The sequence below is a fragment of the Streptomyces scabiei 87.22 genome (assembly GCF_000091305.1).
Taxonomy (GTDB): domain Bacteria; phylum Actinomycetota; class Actinomycetes; order Streptomycetales; family Streptomycetaceae; genus Streptomyces; species Streptomyces scabiei.
Genome location: NC_013929.1, coordinates 7,518,822 through 7,535,995 on the forward strand (window position 1 = coordinate 7,518,822; position 17,174 = coordinate 7,535,995).

15 protein-coding genes are annotated in these 17,174 nt (G+C 71.0%); all 15 read left to right on the forward strand.

What is annotated here, in order from left to right:
• The first annotated feature begins 100 nt into the window (after nucleotides 1-100).
• The 15 genes from SCAB_RS32455 (at nucleotide 101) to SCAB_RS32525 (ending at nucleotide 17,090) form a co-directional block, all read left to right on the forward strand.
• Complete coding sequence (locus SCAB_RS32455; RefSeq protein WP_013004345.1) at nucleotides 101-703, forward strand: membrane protein; 603 nt, start codon at nucleotides 101-103, stop codon at nucleotides 701-703.
• 191 nt (nucleotides 704-894) lie between these two features.
• Entirely contained in the window at nucleotides 895-2,676 is a 1,782-nt protein-coding gene (locus SCAB_RS32460) for a peptidoglycan D,D-transpeptidase FtsI family protein (protein WP_013004346.1), read from the forward strand.
• A gap of 74 nt (nucleotides 2,677-2,750) precedes the next feature.
• Nucleotides 2,751-4,418, forward strand: coding sequence for a UDP-N-acetylmuramoyl-L-alanyl-D-glutamate--2,6-diaminopimelate ligase (locus SCAB_RS32465; protein WP_013004347.1), 1,668 nt, complete (start codon nucleotides 2,751-2,753; stop codon nucleotides 4,416-4,418).
• Between the two features lie 4 nt (nucleotides 4,419-4,422).
• A complete protein-coding gene (locus tag SCAB_RS32470) occupies nucleotides 4,423-5,838 on the forward strand; it encodes a UDP-N-acetylmuramoyl-tripeptide--D-alanyl-D-alanine ligase (RefSeq protein ID WP_013004348.1) in 1,416 nt (471 codons plus the stop codon).
• On the forward strand, nucleotides 5,835-6,908 hold the full coding sequence (mraY, locus tag SCAB_RS32475) for a phospho-N-acetylmuramoyl-pentapeptide-transferase (RefSeq protein WP_013004349.1): 1,074 nt from the start codon (nucleotides 5,835-5,837) through the stop codon (nucleotides 6,906-6,908). Before SCAB_RS32470 ends, mraY begins: the two co-directional genes overlap by 4 nt.
• Nucleotides 6,890-8,326 (forward strand): UDP-N-acetylmuramoyl-L-alanine--D-glutamate ligase, encoded by a 1,437-nt coding sequence (gene murD, locus SCAB_RS32480; RefSeq protein WP_041669925.1) that lies wholly within the window; start codon nucleotides 6,890-6,892, stop codon nucleotides 8,324-8,326. Before mraY ends, murD begins: the two co-directional genes overlap by 19 nt.
• 88 nt (nucleotides 8,327-8,414) lie before the next feature.
• Nucleotides 8,415-9,764: a putative lipid II flippase FtsW gene (gene ftsW, locus SCAB_RS32485; RefSeq protein ID WP_037727971.1), complete on the forward strand. Its 1,350-nt coding sequence runs from the start codon at nucleotides 8,415-8,417 to the stop codon at nucleotides 9,762-9,764.
• A gap of 6 nt (nucleotides 9,765-9,770) precedes the next feature.
• Nucleotides 9,771-10,859: an undecaprenyldiphospho-muramoylpentapeptide beta-N-acetylglucosaminyltransferase gene (gene murG / locus SCAB_RS32490; protein WP_013004352.1), complete on the forward strand. Its 1,089-nt coding sequence runs from the start codon at nucleotides 9,771-9,773 to the stop codon at nucleotides 10,857-10,859.
• Between the two features lie 24 nt (nucleotides 10,860-10,883).
• Nucleotides 10,884-11,681, forward strand: a complete 798-nt coding sequence (locus tag SCAB_RS32495; protein WP_013004353.1) for a cell division protein FtsQ/DivIB — start codon at nucleotides 10,884-10,886, stop codon at nucleotides 11,679-11,681.
• Between the two features lie 279 nt (nucleotides 11,682-11,960).
• Nucleotides 11,961-13,151 (forward strand): cell division protein FtsZ, encoded by a 1,191-nt coding sequence (gene ftsZ, locus SCAB_RS32500; RefSeq protein WP_013004354.1) that lies wholly within the window; start codon nucleotides 11,961-11,963, stop codon nucleotides 13,149-13,151.
• Entirely contained in the window at nucleotides 13,148-13,876 is a 729-nt protein-coding gene (gene pgeF, locus SCAB_RS32505; RefSeq protein WP_013004355.1) for a peptidoglycan editing factor PgeF, read from the forward strand. The genes ftsZ and pgeF overlap by 4 nt, the downstream gene beginning before the upstream one ends.
• 5 nt (nucleotides 13,877-13,881) lie before the next feature.
• The gene (locus tag SCAB_RS32510; protein ID WP_013004356.1) at nucleotides 13,882-14,601 is read left to right on the forward strand and encodes a YggS family pyridoxal phosphate-dependent enzyme; all 720 of its coding nucleotides are present in this window, start codon (nucleotides 13,882-13,884) and stop codon (nucleotides 14,599-14,601) included.
• 128 nt (nucleotides 14,602-14,729) lie between these two features.
• On the forward strand, nucleotides 14,730-15,371 hold the full coding sequence (locus tag SCAB_RS32515) for a cell division protein SepF (RefSeq protein WP_037727976.1): 642 nt from the start codon (nucleotides 14,730-14,732) through the stop codon (nucleotides 15,369-15,371).
• A gap of 50 nt (nucleotides 15,372-15,421) precedes the next feature.
• Entirely contained in the window at nucleotides 15,422-15,712 is a 291-nt protein-coding gene (locus SCAB_RS32520; protein ID WP_013004358.1) for a YggT family protein, read from the forward strand.
• 52 nt (nucleotides 15,713-15,764) lie between these two features.
• Nucleotides 15,765-17,090 carry a DivIVA domain-containing protein gene (locus tag SCAB_RS32525; RefSeq protein WP_013004359.1) on the forward strand — a complete coding sequence of 442 codons (1,326 nt, stop codon included), beginning with the start codon at nucleotides 15,765-15,767 and terminating at the stop codon, nucleotides 17,088-17,090.
• The last annotated feature ends 84 nt before the right edge of the window (nucleotides 17,091-17,174 follow it).

The window sequence follows — 17,174 nt, forward strand, 5'->3', positions numbered from 1 at the left end:
GGCCGTACACGGTGCGTGAAGGGTGACGGTGAGTGAGTCCGACAAGCGAACTCGCGGGGACGGCGAGTGAGTCCGGGAACCGAACTCACTGGGAGGACGCGTGAGCAGGAAACCCGAACTGAGAGGCAGGGCCGCCCGTCTCGCGCGGCTCCTGCCCGTGCGGCCCAAAGGGGCGGCGCGCACGCCCTTCGTCCTCCTCGTCGTCCTGCTGCTGGGCGGCGGCCTGATCGGTCTCCTCGTACTGAACTCCGCGCTCAGTGAAGGGTCGTTCAAGCTCGACGACCTCCAGGACGACGTCAAGAGCTACACCGACGAGGAACAGGCGCTCCAGCGCGACGTGGACGCCTACTCCGCACCCGACGCCCTCCAGCGCCGCGCCCGCGAACTGGGCATGGTCCCCGGCGGGGACCCGGCCTTCCTGAACCCCGACGGCACGGTCGAGGGCGTACCGAGCCCCGCCCGGCAGACCGTGGCCCGTATGCCGCTCGTCCTCGCGCCCGAGATCCTGGACCCCGGCCCGCCCGCGAGCCCGTCCCCCACCACGAGCCCCCCGGCCTCCGCGACGCCGTCGCAGCCGCCGACCCCGTCGCCGTCGCAGCCGCCCACGCGGACCCCGGCCGCCGGGGGCACCCCCGCCCCGCCCCTCACGCCCACCAGCCCGCCCGTACAGTCCCCCCAGCTCCCGACGACCCCCGGCAGGTGACGGAAGTGGCCGATTCAGGCAGGCAGCCCCCCCGCCGCCGCGTACCCGGACCCGCCCGGCCGGCGCGTCCGGGGGGCCGGCAGCCCCGGCCGGGCCCCGGCGCGCGGCCCGCCGCGCAGCGCCGCCCCGCCCCGCCCCGGCAGCAGGCCGGGCGCACCATCCGGCTGGGCAGCCCCCGCCCCCGGCTGCGCATGGTCAGCCTCGCGCTGACCCTGGTGATGATCGCCTTCGTCGTACGGCTCCTGCAGGTCCAGGCCGTCGACGCGAGCGAGTACGCCTCCAAGGCCGACCGGAACCGGTACGTCGGCCGGGTGCTGGCCGCCGAGCGGGGCGGGATCACCGACCGCAACGGCGTCGACCTCGCGATCAGCACCGACGCCAACGACATCACGGCCGACCCGACGATGTTCACGCGCGACCAGCTGAAGATCGACGACGGGCCCGAGCAGGCGGCCGCCCTCCTCGCGCCGATCCTCGGCGCGGACCAGGAGGCGCTCACCGAGAAACTGAGCACCCGCGACACGCGCTACGTCGTCCTCGCCCGCCGCCAGACCCCCCAGGTCTGGAACCAGATCAGCGACCTGCGGTCCGCCCTCCTCAAGCGGTCCGGCGAGGAGAAGGGCACGGTCAACGTCCTGGCCGGCGTCTTCCAGGAACCCAGCAGCCAGCGCGTGTACCCCAACGGCGGCCTCGCCTCCGGGATACTGGGCTGGGTCAACGCCGAGGGCAAGGGCGGCGGCGGCATCGAGCAGCAGCTGAACAGCCGGCTGTCGGGCAAGGACGGCAAGATCCGCTACGCCCAGTCCGGCGGCCGTCTCGTGCCCACCGCGGGCTCCACCGAGACCCCCGCCGTGGCCGGCTCCGACGTGGAGCTGACCATCGACCGCGACATCCAGTGGGCCGCGCAGAACGCCATCAGCGAGCAGGTGAAGAAGTCCCGGGCCGACCGCGGCTACGTGATCGTGCAGGACACCCGCACCGGCGAGGTCCTCGCCATGGCCAACTCGCCCGGCTTCGACCCCAACGACCTCACGAAGGCGAACCCGGACGCGCTCGGCAACGCGGCCCTCCAGGACGCCTACGAGCCCGGCTCCACCGCCAAGGTCATGTCGATGGCGGCCGTGCTGGAGGAGAACGTCGCCACCCCCGGCACCCATGTCACCGTGCCCAACCGGCTGCACCGCGGCGACCGGCTGTTCAAGGACGACATCGACCACCCGACCTGGTACCTGACCCTCAACGGCGTCCTCGCCAAGTCCAGCAACATCGGCACCATCCTCGCCACCGGCGAACTCGGCAGGAACCAGCGCGAGTCCAACAAGATCCTCTACTCGTACCTGCGCAAGTTCGGCCTCGGCAGCTACACCGGCCTCGGCTTCCCCGGCGAGACCAAGGGCATCCTGGCCGCGCCCGGCGACTGGTCGACCTCGCAGCAGTACACGATTCCTTTCGGCCAGGGCGTGTCGATGAACGCCATGCAGGCGGCCTCCGTCTACTCGACGATCGCCAACGGCGGCGTACGCGTCGAACCGACCCTCGTACGGGGCACCAAGGGACCGGACGGCCGCTTCACTCCCTCCCCCCGGCCCGGTAAGAGCCGGGTCGTGAGCGAGAAGACCGCGAAGACCCTCGCCCGGATGCTGGAGTCCGTGGTGGACGACGAGGAGGGCACCGGTACCAAGGCGCGCATCCCCGGCTACCGGGTCGCGGGCAAGACGGGTACGGCCAACCGTGTGGATCCGGCCACCGGCCGCTACCGCGGCTACACCTCGTCGTTCGCCGGGTTCGCGCCCGCCGACAAGCCGAGGATCACCGTCTACTGCGCGATCCAGAACGCCACCAAGGGCAACTACTTCGGCGGCCAGATCTGCGGCCCCATCTACAAGGAGGTCATGGAGTTCGCCCTGAAGACCCTCCAGGTCCCGCCCACCGGGGCGAAGCCGGCGAACCTGCCGGTCGCCTTCACTCCCTGACCCGCCCCCCGACCCGCCTTCCGTCCCCCACCCGATCCGTCCGCCGATCAGCGCAACCAGCCAGGAACCGCCTCGTGACCATGATCACTCCCGGCCCGGGGGACCACCCGCCGCGGCCCCGCTCGCACAAACCCTCGCTTCGCCCCGCCGGGGGTGCGCCCGGTACGCTCACCGCCGTGCCACACGCTGATCAGTCCCAAACCACCCAGAAGGACGTTCCCGTGACCTACCCGGGACCGCCCAGGCCGCTCCAGGTCTCCGCCACATCCCTCGCGGACCTCGCCGGCCAGCTGGGCGCCGAGCAGCCGGGAAGCGCCGCGGAGGTCACGGGCATCACCCACGACTCGCGCGCCGTCCGCCCCGGCGACCTGTACGCCGCCCTGCCCGGTGCCCGTCTGCACGGAGCCGACTTCGCGGACCAGGCGGCCGGCCTGGGCGCCGTCGCCGTGCTCACCGACCCGAGCGGCGCCGAGCGCGCCGCCGCCGCGGGACTCCCCGCGCTCGTGGTGGACGACCCGCGCGCGCGGATGGGCGAGCTGGCGGCCACCATCTACGGCCGCCCGGGCCGCGACCTGCTCCAGATCGGCATCACCGGCACCTCCGGCAAGACCACTACCGCCTACCTCGTCGAGGGCGGCCTGCGGACCGTGCGCTCCACGGGGCTCATCGGCACGGTGGAGATGCGCGTCGGCGACGAGCGCATCAAGTCCGAGCGGACCACCCCCGAGGCCACCGACCTGCAGGCCCTGTTCGCGGTCATGCGCGAACGCGGTGTCGACTCGGTCGTGATGGAGGTGTCCAGCCACGCCCTGGTCCTCGGCCGGGTCGACGGCTGCGTCTTCGACGTGGCGGTCTTCAACAACCTCAGCCCGGAGCACATGGAGTTCCACTCCGGCATGGAGGACTACTTCCAGGCCAAGGCGCAGCTGTTCACCCCGGAGCGCAGTCGGCTCGGCGTCGTCAACCTCGACGACGAGTACGGCCGCCGGCTCGTCGACGAGGCCACGGTTCCCGTCGTCACCTTCTCCGCCGAGGGGCACCCGGACGCCGACTGGCGCGCCGAGGACGTCCGCGTCGGCCCGCTGGACTCCACGTTCACGGTCGTCGGGCCCAAGGGCGAGCGGATCTCCGCCAGGTCGCCGCTGCCGGGCTCCTTCAACGTCGCCAACACCCTCGCGGCCGTCGCCGCGCTGGCCGTCGCCGGGATCGACCCGCAGACCGCCGCGGACGGCGTCGCCGCCGTACCGGGCGTGCCGGGCCGGCTGGAGCGCGTGGACGCCGGGCAGCCCTACCTGGCGGTCGTCGACTACGCCCACAAGACGGACGCCGTCGAGTCGGTCCTCAAGGCGCTGCGCAAGGTCACCGAGGGCCGCCTGCACATCGTGCTCGGCTGCGGCGGCGACCGGGACACGACCAAGCGCGCGCCGATGGGCGCCGCCATGGCCCGGCTCTCCGACACGGCCGTACTGACCTCCGACAACCCCCGCTCCGAGGACCCCCTCGCGATCCTCGCGACGATGCTCGAGGGCGCGGCGTCCGTGCCGGCGCACGAGCGCGGCGAGGTCCTCCTCTTCGAGGACCGTGCCGCCGCGATCGCCGCGACGGTGGCGCGCGCGCGGCCGGGCGACACCGTCCTCGTCGCGGGCAAGGGCCACGAGCAGGGCCAGGACATCGCCGGCGTGGTCCGTCCCTTCGACGACCGCCAGGTGCTTCGCGAAGCTATCCAGCAGACCCAGGGATGAACTTGTGATCGCCCTCTCCCTCGCCGAGATCGCAGACGTCGTCGGCGGGCAGACGCACGACATACCGGATCCGTCGGCGCAGGTCACCGGACCGGTCGTCCGGGACTCCCGTGAGGTGGTGCCCGGCAGCCTCTTCGTCGCCTTCGCGGGCGAGCGCGTGGACGGTCACGACTTCGCGGCCGCGGTCGTCGAGGCGGGTGCGGCAGCGGTGCTGGCGTCCCGTCCCGTCGGCGTGCCCGCGATCGTCGTGCCCGACGTCCAGGCGGCGCTCGGCGCCCTCGCCCGGCACGTCGTCCGAAAGCTCGGCACCACCCTCGTGGCCCTCACCGGCTCCGCGGGCAAGACCAGCACCAAGGACCTCGTCGCCCAGGTGCTCCGGCGCAAGGCGCCGACCGTGTTCACGCCCGGCTCCCTCAACAACGAGATCGGGCTGCCCCTCACCGCCCTCAGCGCCACGGAGGAGACCCGTTTCCTCGTCCTGGAGATGGGCGCCCGCGGCATCGGCCACATCCGGTACCTCACCGGGCTGACACCGCCGAAGATCGGTCTCGTGCTCAACGTCGGCACCGCCCACATCGGCGAGTTCGGCGGCCGCGAGCAGATCGCGCAGGCCAAGGGCGAGCTGGTGGAGGCCCTGCCGTCCGCGGAGGAGGGCGGCGCCGCGATCCTCAACGCCGACGACCCCCTCGTGCGGGCCATGGCGTCCCGTACGAAGGCCCGCGTGATCCTCTTCGGCGAGTCCGGCGAAGCGGACGTACGGGCCGAGAACGTGACGCTCACGGACGCCGGACAGCCCGCCTTCCGGCTTCACACACCCTCCGGTGCAAGTGATGTGACCATGCGCCTGTACGGTGAGCACCACGTGTCGAACGCGCTCGCCGCGGCCGCCGTCGCCCATGAGCTGGGCATGTCCGTAAGTGAGATCGCCACCGCGCTCTCCGAGGCGGGCTCCCTCTCCCGCTGGCGCATGGAGGTCACCGAGCGCCCGGACGGCGTGACGGTCGTCAACGACGCCTACAACGCGAACCCCGAGTCCATGCGGGCCGCTCTGCGCGCGCTCGCGGCCATGGGCAAGGGGCGGCGGACCTGGGCGGTGCTCGGCAAGATGGCCGAGCTCGGGGACGAGGCGCTCGCCGAGCACGACGCGGTCGGACGGCTCGCCGTCCGGCTCAATGTCGGCAAGCTCGTCGCGGTCGGGGGCAGGGAAGCGTCCTGGCTGCAACTGGGCGCATATAACGAGGGTTCGTGGGGTGAGGAGTCGGTGCACGTGTCCGACGCACAGGCGGCGATCGACCTGTTGCGCAGTCAGCTGCGCCCGGGGGACGTCGTGCTCGTGAAGGCGTCCCGGTCGGTCGGGCTCGAGAGCGTGGCGCAGGCGCTGCTCGACAGCGGCAACGAGGGTGAGGTCGCCGCCCGATGATGAATCAGATCCTGTTCGCAGGAGTCATTGGTCTCTTCCTGACCCTGGTCGGCACCCCGTTGCTGATCAAGCTGCTGGCCCGCAAGGGCTACGGCCAGTACATCCGCGACGACGGCCCGCGCGAGCACGCCAGCAAGCGCGGTACGCCGACCATGGGTGGTATCGCCTTCATCCTGGCGACGATCGTCGCGTACTTCCTCGCCAAGGTGATCTCGGGCCAGCCGCCCACCTTCTCCGGGCTGCTGGTGCTCGGTCTGATGGCGGGCATGGGCCTCGTCGGCTTCCTCGACGACTACATCAAGATCGTCAAGCGTCGCTCGCTCGGCCTGCGGGCCAAGGCGAAGATGGCCGGCCAGCTGATCGTCGGCATCGGCTTCGCGGTGCTCGCGCTGCAGTTCCCGGACGCCCGCGACCAGACGCCCGCCTCCACCAAGATCTCCTTCGTCCAGGACTTCGGCTGGACCATCGGCCCGGTGCTGTTCGTCATCTGGGCGCTGTTCATGATCCTCGCCATGTCGAACGGCGTGAACCTCACCGACGGCCTCGACGGCCTCGCCACCGGCGCCTCCGTCCTCGTCTTCGGCGCGTACACCTTCATCGGCGTCTGGCAGTTCCAGGAGTCCTGCGCCAACACGCAGACCCTGACCAACCCCTCCGCCTGCTACGAGGTACGCGATCCACTGGACCTCGCGATCGTGGCCTCCGCGCTGATGGGCGCCTGCCTCGGCTTCCTGTGGTGGAACACCTCGCCGGCCAAGATCTTCATGGGCGACACCGGTTCGCTGGCCCTCGGCGGCGCGCTCGCCGGTCTCGCGATCTGCTCCCGCACCGAGCTGCTCCTCGCGCTCCTCGGCGGCCTGTTCGTCCTCATCACCATGTCGGTCGTCATCCAGGTCGGCTCGTTCAAGCTGACCGGCAAGCGGGTCTTCCGGATGGCCCCGCTCCAGCACCACTTCGAACTCAAGGGCTGGTCCGAGGTCCTCGTCGTGGTCCGCTTCTGGATCATCCAGGGCATCTGTGTGATCGTCGGACTGGGCCTCTTCTACGCGGGATGGGCGGCCGAGAAGTGACCGACTGGCAGGGCAAGCGCGTCACCGTCGCCGGACTCGGCGTATCGGGCATCCCGGCGGCCAAGGTCCTGCACGGCCTCGGCGCCGCCGTCACGGTCGTCAACGACGGCGACGACGAACGCGCCCGCGCGCAGGCCGCCGACCTGGAGGCGCTCGGCATCACCGTGCGCCTCGGCGACGGCGCCACCCTGCCCGAGGGCACCGAACTCGTCGTCACGGCCCCCGGCTGGAAGCCCGACAAGCCGCTGTTCGACGCGGCACGCGCGGCCGGTCTGGAGATCTGGGGCGACATCGAGCTGGCCTGGCGGCTGCGGGGGCCGGACGCCGCCCCCTGGCTGGCCGTCACGGGCACCAACGGCAAGACCACGACCGTCCAGATGCTCGCCTCGATCCTGACGGCGGCGGGCCTGCGCACGGCCGCCGTCGGCAACATCGGCGTATCGCTGCTGGACGTCGTCCTCGGTGACGAGCCCTACGACGTGCTGGCCGTGGAGCTGTCCAGCTACCAGCTCCACTGGGCGCCCTCCCTGCGCGCCCACTCCGCCGCCGTCCTCAACCTCGCCCCCGACCACCTCGACTGGCACGGCTCCATGGAGGCGTACGCCGCCGACAAGGGCCGCGTCTACGAGGGCAACCGGGTGGCCTGCGTCTACAACGTGGATGCCACCGACAAACCGTCCACCGAGGACCTGGTGCGCGAGGCGGACGTCGAGGAGGGCTGCCGGGCCGTCGGATTCACGCTCGGCACCCCGGGACCGTCCCAACTGGGCGTCGTGGACGGCATCCTGGTCGACCGCGCCTTCGTCGAGAACCGGCAGAAGAACGCCCAGGAACTCGCCGAGGTCGCGGACGTGAACCCGCCGGCCCCCCACAACATCGCCAACGCCCTCGCCGCGGCCGCCCTCGCCCGCGCCTACGGGGTGCCCGCCGCGGCCGTACGGGACGGCCTGCGGGCCTTCACACCGGACGCGCACCGCATCGCGCACGTGGCCGACGTGGACGGCGTCGCGTACATCGACGACTCCAAGGCCACCAACACGCACGCGGCGCAGGCCTCGTTGGCCGCGTACGAGTCGATCGTGTGGATCGCGGGCGGCCTCGCCAAGGGCGCCACCTTCGACGAGCTCGTCGCCGGTGCGGCCGGGCGGCTGCGGGGCGCCGTGCTGATCGGCGCGGACCGCGCGCTGATCCGGGAAGCGCTCGCGCGACACGCGCCCGAGGTGCCGGTCGTCGACCTCGACCGGACCGACACTGGGGCGATGCCCGCCGCCGTCCGCGAGGCGCGGACGCTGGCGCGGGCGGGCGACACCGTGCTCCTGGCGCCGGCCTGTGCGTCGATGGACATGTTCGTCAACTACAACAAGCGCGGGGACGCGTTCGCGGAGGCTGTCCGCGAACTCTCCTCCGCGGACGGCTGACCCGGCCCGGCCTCGCCTGGCGGCGCCGGGTGACCCTGGGAGGGACGCGTGACACGGATCCGTTCGGTCGGCGGCGAGGGTGCCCCCGATGCCCGGTAGCCGTACGAGCCGTGCGCCCCTCCAGCGCGTCACCCGGCGGCCGCCCGTCTCCCGGCCGCCGCGCGAGAACCCCGTGCGCCGGTTCCTCACGCGGGCGCGCAAGGCCTGGGACCGGCCGCTGACCGCGTACTACCTGATCCTCGGCGGCAGCCTGCTGATCACCGTGCTGGGCCTGGTGATGGTCTACTCGGCCTCGCAGATCACGGCACTGCAGAAGTCGCTGCCGGGGACGTTCTTCTTCCGCAAGCAGTTCCTCGCGGCCTCGATCGGCACCGCGCTGCTGCTCGCGGCCTCCCGGATGCCGGTCAAGCTGCACCGGGCGCTGGCCTATCCGCTGCTGGCCGGCTGCGTGTTCCTGATGGCCCTGGTTCAGGTGCCCGGAATAGGGCAGTCGATCAACGGCAACCAGAACTGGATCGCCATCGGCGGCTCCTTCCAGATCCAGCCCAGCGAGTTCGGCAAGCTGGCGCTGGTGCTCTGGGGCGCCGACCTGATGGCCCGCAAGGAGGACAAGCGGCTGCTGACACAGTGGAAGCACATGCTCGTGCCGCTCGTGCCGGTGGCGTTCATGCTCCTCGGGCTGATCATGCTCGGCGGCGACATGGGCACCGCGATCATTCTCACGGCCATCCTGTTCGGCCTGCTGTGGCTGGCCGGGGCGCCGACCCGCCTGTTCGTGGGTGTGCTCTCCGTCGCCGGGCTCATCGGGTTCGTCCTGATCAGGACCAGCGAGAACCGCATGGCCCGCCTGGCCTGCATCGGAGCCACCGAACCCCGTACCGACGGCGCCGACTGCTGGCAGGCCGTGCACGGCATCTACGCACTCGCCTCGGGCGGTATCTTCGGCTCGGGACTGGGCGCCAGTGTGGAAAAATGGGGCCAACTCCCGGAAGCGCACACCGACTTCATCTTCGCCGTCACCGGTGAGGAACTGGGCCTCGCGGGGACGCTGTCGGTGCTCGCCCTCTTCGCGGCTCTAGGCTATGCGGGTATCCGCGTGGCCGGACGCACGGAGGACCCCTTCGTCAGGTATGCCGCGGGAGGCGTGACCACCTGGATCACCGCTCAGGCGGTGATCAACATCGGTGCGGTGCTCGGTCTGCTGCCGATCGCCGGAGTCCCGCTCCCGCTGTTCTCCTACGGAGGATCCGCCCTGCTGCCGACCATGTTCGCCATCGGGTTGCTGATCGCCTTCGCGCGCGACGAACCCGCTGCGCGGGCGGCGCTCGCCATGCGGCAACCCCGCTTTGGTAGAAAGCGTGGCGGCGGCCCTTCGGGGCCAGGGAGATGGAACACGATGCGACGGCGTGTCTCGGCACGTCCGTCCGGAGAGCGGTGAATTTCGGTGCATGTCGTACTCGCCGGTGGCGGAACCGCCGGTCACATCGAGCCCGCGCTCGCGCTCGCGGACGCCCTGCGCAGGCAGGACCCGACCATGGGCATCACGGCCCTGGGCACGGAGCGCGGCCTCGAAACCCGCCTCGTCCCCGAGCGCGGCTACGAACTCGCGCTGATCCCCGCCGTACCCCTGCCGCGCAAGCCCACCCCCGAGCTGATCACCGTGCCCGGCCGGCTGCGCGGCACGATCAAGGCGACCGAGCAGATCCTGGAGCGCACCAAGGCCGACGCCGTCGTCGGCTTCGGCGGCTACGTGGCCCTGCCCGGCTATCTCGCCGCCAAGCGCCTCGGCGTGCCGATCATCGTCCACGAGGCCAACGCCCGCCCCGGCCTCGCCAACAAGATCGGCTCCCGGTACGCGGCCCAGGTCGCCGTCTCCACCCCGGACAGCAAGCTCCGCGACGCCCGCTACATCGGCATCCCGCTGCGCCGCGCCATCGCCACCCTGGACCGGGCCGCCGCCCGTCCCGAGGCCCGCGCGATGTTCGGCCTCGACCCGAACCTGCCGACCCTGCTGGTCTCCGGCGGCTCCCAGGGCGCCCGCCGCCTCAACGAGGTCGTCCAGCAGGTCGCGCCCTACCTCCAGCAGGCCGGGATCCAGATCCTGCACGCGGTGGGCCCGAAGAACGAACTGCCGCAGGTGCACCAGATGCCGGGGATGCCCCCGTACATCCCGGTACCGTACGTGGACCGGATGGACCTCGCGTACGCGGCGGCTGACATGATGCTCTGCCGCGCGGGTGCGATGACCGTCGCCGAACTCTCCGCCGTCGGACTTCCGGCCGCCTACGTCCCGCTGCCCATCGGCAACGGCGAACAGCGGCTGAACGCCCAGCCGGTGGTCAAGGCCGGCGGCGGACTGCTGGTCGACGACGCGGAGCTGACCCCCCAGTGGGTGCAGCAGAACGTGCTGCCCGTCCTCGCCGACCCGCACCGGCTGTACGAGATGTCCCGCGCGGCCAGCGAGTTCGGCCGCAGGGACGCCGACGACCTGCTCGTCGGGATGGTGTACGAGGCGATCGCGTCGCGCCGTTAAGGGCGCGGCAGGAGGCAGGGGAGCGTGGCCGGACCGACCACCGCCGAACGCGGCGCAGACGAGGATCTGGACCCCGGCCCGCCGCCCCGGCGGCGGCTCCCCGGCCCCCGGGCGCTGATCGCCGCCGGGGTCGCGCTGGTGCTGCTCCTCGGCGCCTCGCTCTGGGCCCTGTACGGCTCCTCGTGGCTGCGGGCCGAGCGGGTGTCCGTGTCGGGCACCCGCGTGCTCACCGAGGCGCAGGTGCGCGAGGCCGCCGGCGTCCCCCTCGGCGATCCGCTGATCTCCGTCGACCTCGACGGGATCGAGTCACGACTGCTCCGGGAATTGCCCCGAATCGACTCCGTCGAGGTGACGCGTTCCTGGCCGCACGGAATCGGGCTGAAAGTGCGCGAACGTACTCCGGTCCTCATTGTCGAAGCCGCCGGAAATGCGGGCAAGTACGTCGAAGTGGACGCGAAAGGGGTGCGTTTCGCCACGGTTTCGCGTGCTCCGGAAGGGGTGCCCGTACTGGAAATGGCGGTATCCCGTTCCGGTTCGTCGGCCCCCGGTCCGCGGCGATTCGGAGAGGCCCGGCTCGTGCGGGAGGCCGTGCGGGTCGCCGGTGCCGTTCCGGCCGTGATCGCGCACGACACCCTGGTCGTCAAGGTCCGTTCCTACGACGCCATCTCGCTGGAGTTGACCGGGGCCCGCACGGTCGCGTGGGGAAGCGCGGAGAAGGGGCGCGCGAAGGGCCGTGCGCTCACCGCCCTGATCAAAGCCGCCCCGGACGCGGGGCACTTCGACGTGAGCGTTCCCACCGCCCCCGCGTCATCAGGGAGTTGACGCACATCACCGCAGGCCAGCACCCTGGTTGGGCATCGCTATGGCTGATCACATAGGGTGAAAAGAAAAACGGGAGGTTCGGCGTGTTCGTTGAACGCGCGCCACTTGTCGACTTAGTGTCCTGTTCGGAAGAGTCCAAGGAACAGTCACACTGGTAACCCTAAACTTCAGCGTTAGGGTTCGGGTCGGCGTTCGGACCGTCCCACTTCGGCATCAGTCGTCGCATCACGGGTACCCCGGGAAGCGGCGACACGTAACTCGAGGCGAGAGGCCTTCGACGTGGCAGCACCGCAGAACTACCTCGCAGTCATCAAAGTCATCGGTGTCGGCGGCGGTGGTGTCAATGCCATCAACCGGATGATCGAGGTCGGTCTCAAGGGCGTCGAGTTCATCGCCATCAACACCGACGCGCAAGCTCTGTTGATGAGCGACGCCGACGTCAAGCTCGACGTCGGCCGCGAACTCACCCGCGGACTCGGCGCCGGTGCCAACCCGGCCGTCGGCCGCAAGGCGGCCGAGGACCACCGCGAGGAGATCGAGGAGGTCCTCAAGGGGGCCGACATGGTCTTCGTGACGGCCGGCGAGGGCGGCGGCACCGGCACCGGCGGCGCGCCCGTCGTGGCCAACATCGCCCGCTCGCTCGGCGCCCTCACCATCGGCGTGGTCACCCGCCCCTTCACCTTCGAGGGCCGCCGCCGCGCCAACCAGGCCGAGGACGGCATCGCGGAGCTCCGCGAAGAGGTCGACACCCTCATCGTCATCCCCAACGACCGGCTGCTGTCCATCTCGGACCGCCAGGTCTCGGTGCTGGACGCGTTCAAGTCGGCCGACCAGGTCCTGCTCTCCGGTGTCCAGGGCATCACCGACCTCATCACCACCCCCGGCCTGATCAACCTCGACTTCGCCGACGTCAAGTCGGTCATGTCCGAGGCCGGTTCCGCCCTCATGGGCATCGGCTCGGCCCGCGGCGACGACCGCGCGGTGGCCGCCGCCGAGATGGCGATCTCCTCGCCGCTCCTGGAGGCGTCCATCGACGGCGCCCGGGGTGTGCTGCTCTCCATCTCCGGCGGCTCCGACCTCGGCCTCTTCGAGATCAACGAGGCCGCGCAGCTGGTCAGCGAGGCCGCCCACCCCGAGGCCAACATCATCTTCGGCGCGGTCATCGACGACGCGCTCGGCGACGAGGTCCGGGTCACGGTCATCGCGGCCGGCTTCGACGGCGGCCAGCCCCCGGCCAAGCGGGACAACATCCTCGGCTCGGCCGCGGCCAAGCGCGAGGAGCCGGCGCCGGTCCGGCCCGCCGAGACCCGGCCGTCCTTCGGCTCGCTCGGCAGCGTCAAGCCGAAGGAGGAGCCGGCGCCCGCCCCGGAGCCGGCGAACGACGTGGCCGTCGCCCCGCCCGTCCCGCCGTCCCGGTCCTACTCGGACAGTGCGGCGGAGGAGCTGGACGTGCCGGACTTCCTCAAGTGATAGAACGGCGCGGATCCGTGAGCGGCGCGCACTTCGCCTTCACCGACAGGTGGGGCGGGGTGAGCGCCGCTCCGTATGAGCAGCTCAATCTCGGCGGGGCGGTCGGTGACGACGCCGGCGCCGTGACGGCGAACCGGGAGCTGGCGGCCAAGTCGCTGGGTCTGGAGCCGGACCGGGTCGTCTGGATGAACCAGGTGCACGGCGCGGACGTGGCCGTGGTCGACGGGCCCTGGGGTGCCGGCGACCTGCCCTCCGTCGACGCGGTCGTCACCACCCGGCGCGGCCTCGCGCTCGCCGTCCTCACCGCCGACTGCGTACCCGTCCTGCTGGCCGACCCCGTCGCCGGGGTCGCGGCCGCCGCCCACGCGGGCCGCCCCGGCATGGTCGCCGGGGTCGTTCCCGCCGCCGTACGGGCCATGACCGGACTCGGCGCCGACCCCGCCCGGATCGTCGTCCGCACCGGACCCGCCGTCTGCGGCCGCTGTTACGAGGTGCCCGAGGCGATGCGCGCCGAGGTGGCCACCGTCGAGCCGGCGGCGTACGCCGACACCAGTTGGGGCACGCCCTCGGTCGATGTGTGCGCCGGAGTGCACGCACAGCTGGAGCGCCTCGGGGTGCGCGACCGGGAGCAGTCGCCCGTGTGCACGCTGGAGTCGCGCGACCACTTCTCGTACCGTCGCGACGGCGCCACAGGGCGACTCGCGGGATATGTCTGGCTGGACTGATGGGCATGACGGACCGTAAGGCGCAACTCGCCGCGAACCTGGCGAAGGTGGAGAGTCGTATCGCGGCCGCGTGCGCGGCCGCGGGGCGCGGCCGGGACGAGGTCACCCTGGTCGTGGTGACCAAGACCTACCCGGCGGACGATGTGCGGATCCTGTCGGAACTCGGTGTGCGGCACGTCGCCGAGAACAAGGACCAGGACGCCGCCCCCAAGGCGGCGGAATGTTCGGACCTGCACCTTGTGTGGCATTTCGTCGGGCAGTTGCAGACCAACAAAGTCCGCTCTGTGGTGCGTTATGCGGATCTCGTGCAGTCCGTCGACCGTTCCCGGCTCGTCACCGCGCTGTCGAAGGAGGCCGTCCGGGCCGGGCGCGAGGTGGGCTGTCTGGTCCAGGTCGCGCTCGACGCCGATGCGAGCGGCCGGGGGGAGCGCGGAGGTGTCGGGCCGGACGGGATCGGGGAGTTGGCCGACCTCCTCGCGGAGGCGCCGGGGCTGCGGGTCGATGGTCTGATGACCGTCGCGCCGCTCACCGGGGAGTACGCCGGACGGCAACGTGCCGCATTTGAGCGGTTGATGGATTTGTCGACCGACCTGCGCCGAACCCATCCGGCTGCCACCATGGTCTCCGCCGGGATGAGTGCGGACCTCGAGGAGGCCGTGGCGGCCGGAGCGACACATGTGCGCGTCGGCACCGCGGTACTCGGAGTCCGTCCCGGGCTCGGGTAACGTCGCCAAGAAGTCGGACCACAGCAGAAAATATGGTCATTCCGCCGAGGGGCGGGCGCAACGACCTCGTGGATCGCGGGCACTTGGAAGTCGTCGGTGGATCCACCACAGAGCGGAGGACTCAGAGCATGGCCGGCGCGATGCGCAAGATGGCGGTCTACCTCGGCCTCGTGGAGGACGATGGGTACGACGGCAGGGGATTCGACCCCGATGACGACTTCGAGCCCGAGCTCGACCCGGAGCCCGAGCGGGACCACCGCCGGCACGAGTCGGCGCACCAGGCACATCAGTCACACCAGTCCCAAAGGGATGAATCGGTGCGAGTGGTGCAGCCCCCCGTCCAGCGTGAACCGGTGTCGCACGCCACTTCGCTTCCCGCGGAATCGGTGCGACCCGCCCGGATCGCGCCCGTGGCGTCCATCACACAAGAACGTTCGAGTCTGGAGAAGAACGCACCGGTGATCATGCCCAAGGTCGTGTCCGAGCGGGAGCCTTACCGGATCACCACGTTGCACCCGCGGACCTACAACGAGGCCCGTACCATCGGGGAACACTTCCGTGAGGGCACCCCGGTGATCATGAATCTGACTGAGATGGACGACACAGACGCGAAGCGACTTGTCGACTTTGCGGCCGGTTTGGTGTTTGGTCTTCACGGCAGCATCGAGCGGGTGACGCAGAAGGTGTTCCTGTTGTCGCCTGCTAACGTCGATGTCACGGCGGAGGACAAGGCCCGTATCGCAGAGGGCGGGTTCTTCAACCAGAGCTGAGACGCAGGACCGGATCAAGACGTGGGACAGGGGAGAGGGAAGCACGGATCATGAGCGTGGTGTGGCAGGTGCTCTGGATCGCTCTGATGTGTTTCCTCATCGTGCTGATCTTCCGGTTGGTCATGGACTATGTGTTCCAGTTCGCCCGCTCGTGGCAACCCGGCAAGGCGATGGTGGTCGTTCTGGAGGCCACCTACACTGTCACTGATCCACCGCTGAAGCTTCTGCGGCGGTTCATCCCGCCGCTGCGTCTCGGGGGCGTGGCGCTCGACCTGTCCTTCTTCGTACTGATGATCATCGTCTACATCCTGATCAACATCGTGGGTGGACTCGCGAGGTGACTGTGGACGACCCGGTCTTGCCGACTGCCGATGACTACGTTGAGGTGAAGAGATGCCGTTGACCCCCGAGGACGTGCGGAACAAGCAGTTCACGACCGTCCGCCTCCGAGAAGGCTATGACGAGGACGAGGTCGATGCCTTCCTCGATGAGGTCGAAGCCGAACTGACGCGCCTGCTACGAGAGAACGAGGACCTGCGCGCCAAACTGGCCGCGGCGACGCGTGCTGCTGCCCAGAACCAGCAGAACATGCGCAAGCCCCCGGAGCCTCAGGACCAGCAGCAGGGCGGTATGCAGCAGGGCGGTATGCAGCAGGGTGGCATGCAGCCTGGTGGCATGCAGCAGGGCGGTATGCAGCAGGGCGGTATGCAGCAAGGTGGCATGCAGCAGGGCGGTATGCAGCAAGGCGGTATGCAGCAGCAGGGTATGCGCGGTCCCGGTGGACCCGTACCCGCCGGCATATCGGGCCCGCCGCAGCAGATGGGGGGCCCCATGGGTGGCCCGCCCCAGTTGCCGAGCGGTGCTCCGCAGCTGCCCGCCGGCCCCGGTGGCCAGGGTGGGCAGCAGGGTCCCGGCCCGATGGGGCAGGGACCGATGGGCCAGGGCCCCATGGGTCAGGGCCAGATGCAGCAGCAGATGGGCCAGGGCCAGATGGGCCAGGGTCCCATGGGCGGCCAGCCCCCCATGCAGCAGATGGGCGGCCCGATGGGCGGTCCCATGGGTGGTCCGATGGGAGGCCCCGGTCAGGGTCCCGGCGGCGACAGCGCCGCGCGTGTGCTCTCGCTGGCCCAGCAGACCGCCGACCAGGCGATCGCCGAGGCCCGTTCCGAGGCGAACAAGATCGTCGGTGAGGCCCGTAGCCGCGCCGAGGGTCTGGAGCGGGACGCCCGCGCCAAGGCCGACGCGCTGGAGCGGGACGCGCAGGAGAAGCACCGCGTCGCGATGGGCTCCCTGGAGTCCGCCCGCGCCACGCTGGAGCGCAAGGTCGAGGACCTGCGCGGCTTCGAGCGCGAGTACCGCACGCGTCTGAAGTCGTACCTGGAGTCGCAGTTGCGTCAGCTGGAGACCCAGGCGGACGACTCGCTGGCCCCGCCGCGCACCCCGGCCGCCGCGTCGCTGCCGCCGTCCCCGGCGCCCTCCATGGCTCCGGCCGGCGCGAGCGCCCCGTCGTACGGCGGCAACCCGGGCGGTATGGGCGGAGGCATGGGTGGAGGCATGGGCGGTGCTCCCGCTCCGGCCGCCCCCTCCTACGGCGGTCAGCAGCAGATGTCGCCCGCCATGACCCAGCCGATGGCTCCGGTCCGGCCGCAGGGTCCGTCTCCGATGGGACAGGCTCCCTCGCCGATGCGCGGGTTCCTGATCGACGAGGACGACAACTGACGACTACTGGTACGCCGTAGGCGTCGGCAGCGTTCAGGGCGGGGCCCCGGATTTCCTCCGGGGCCCCGCCCTTTTGCCGTGCGC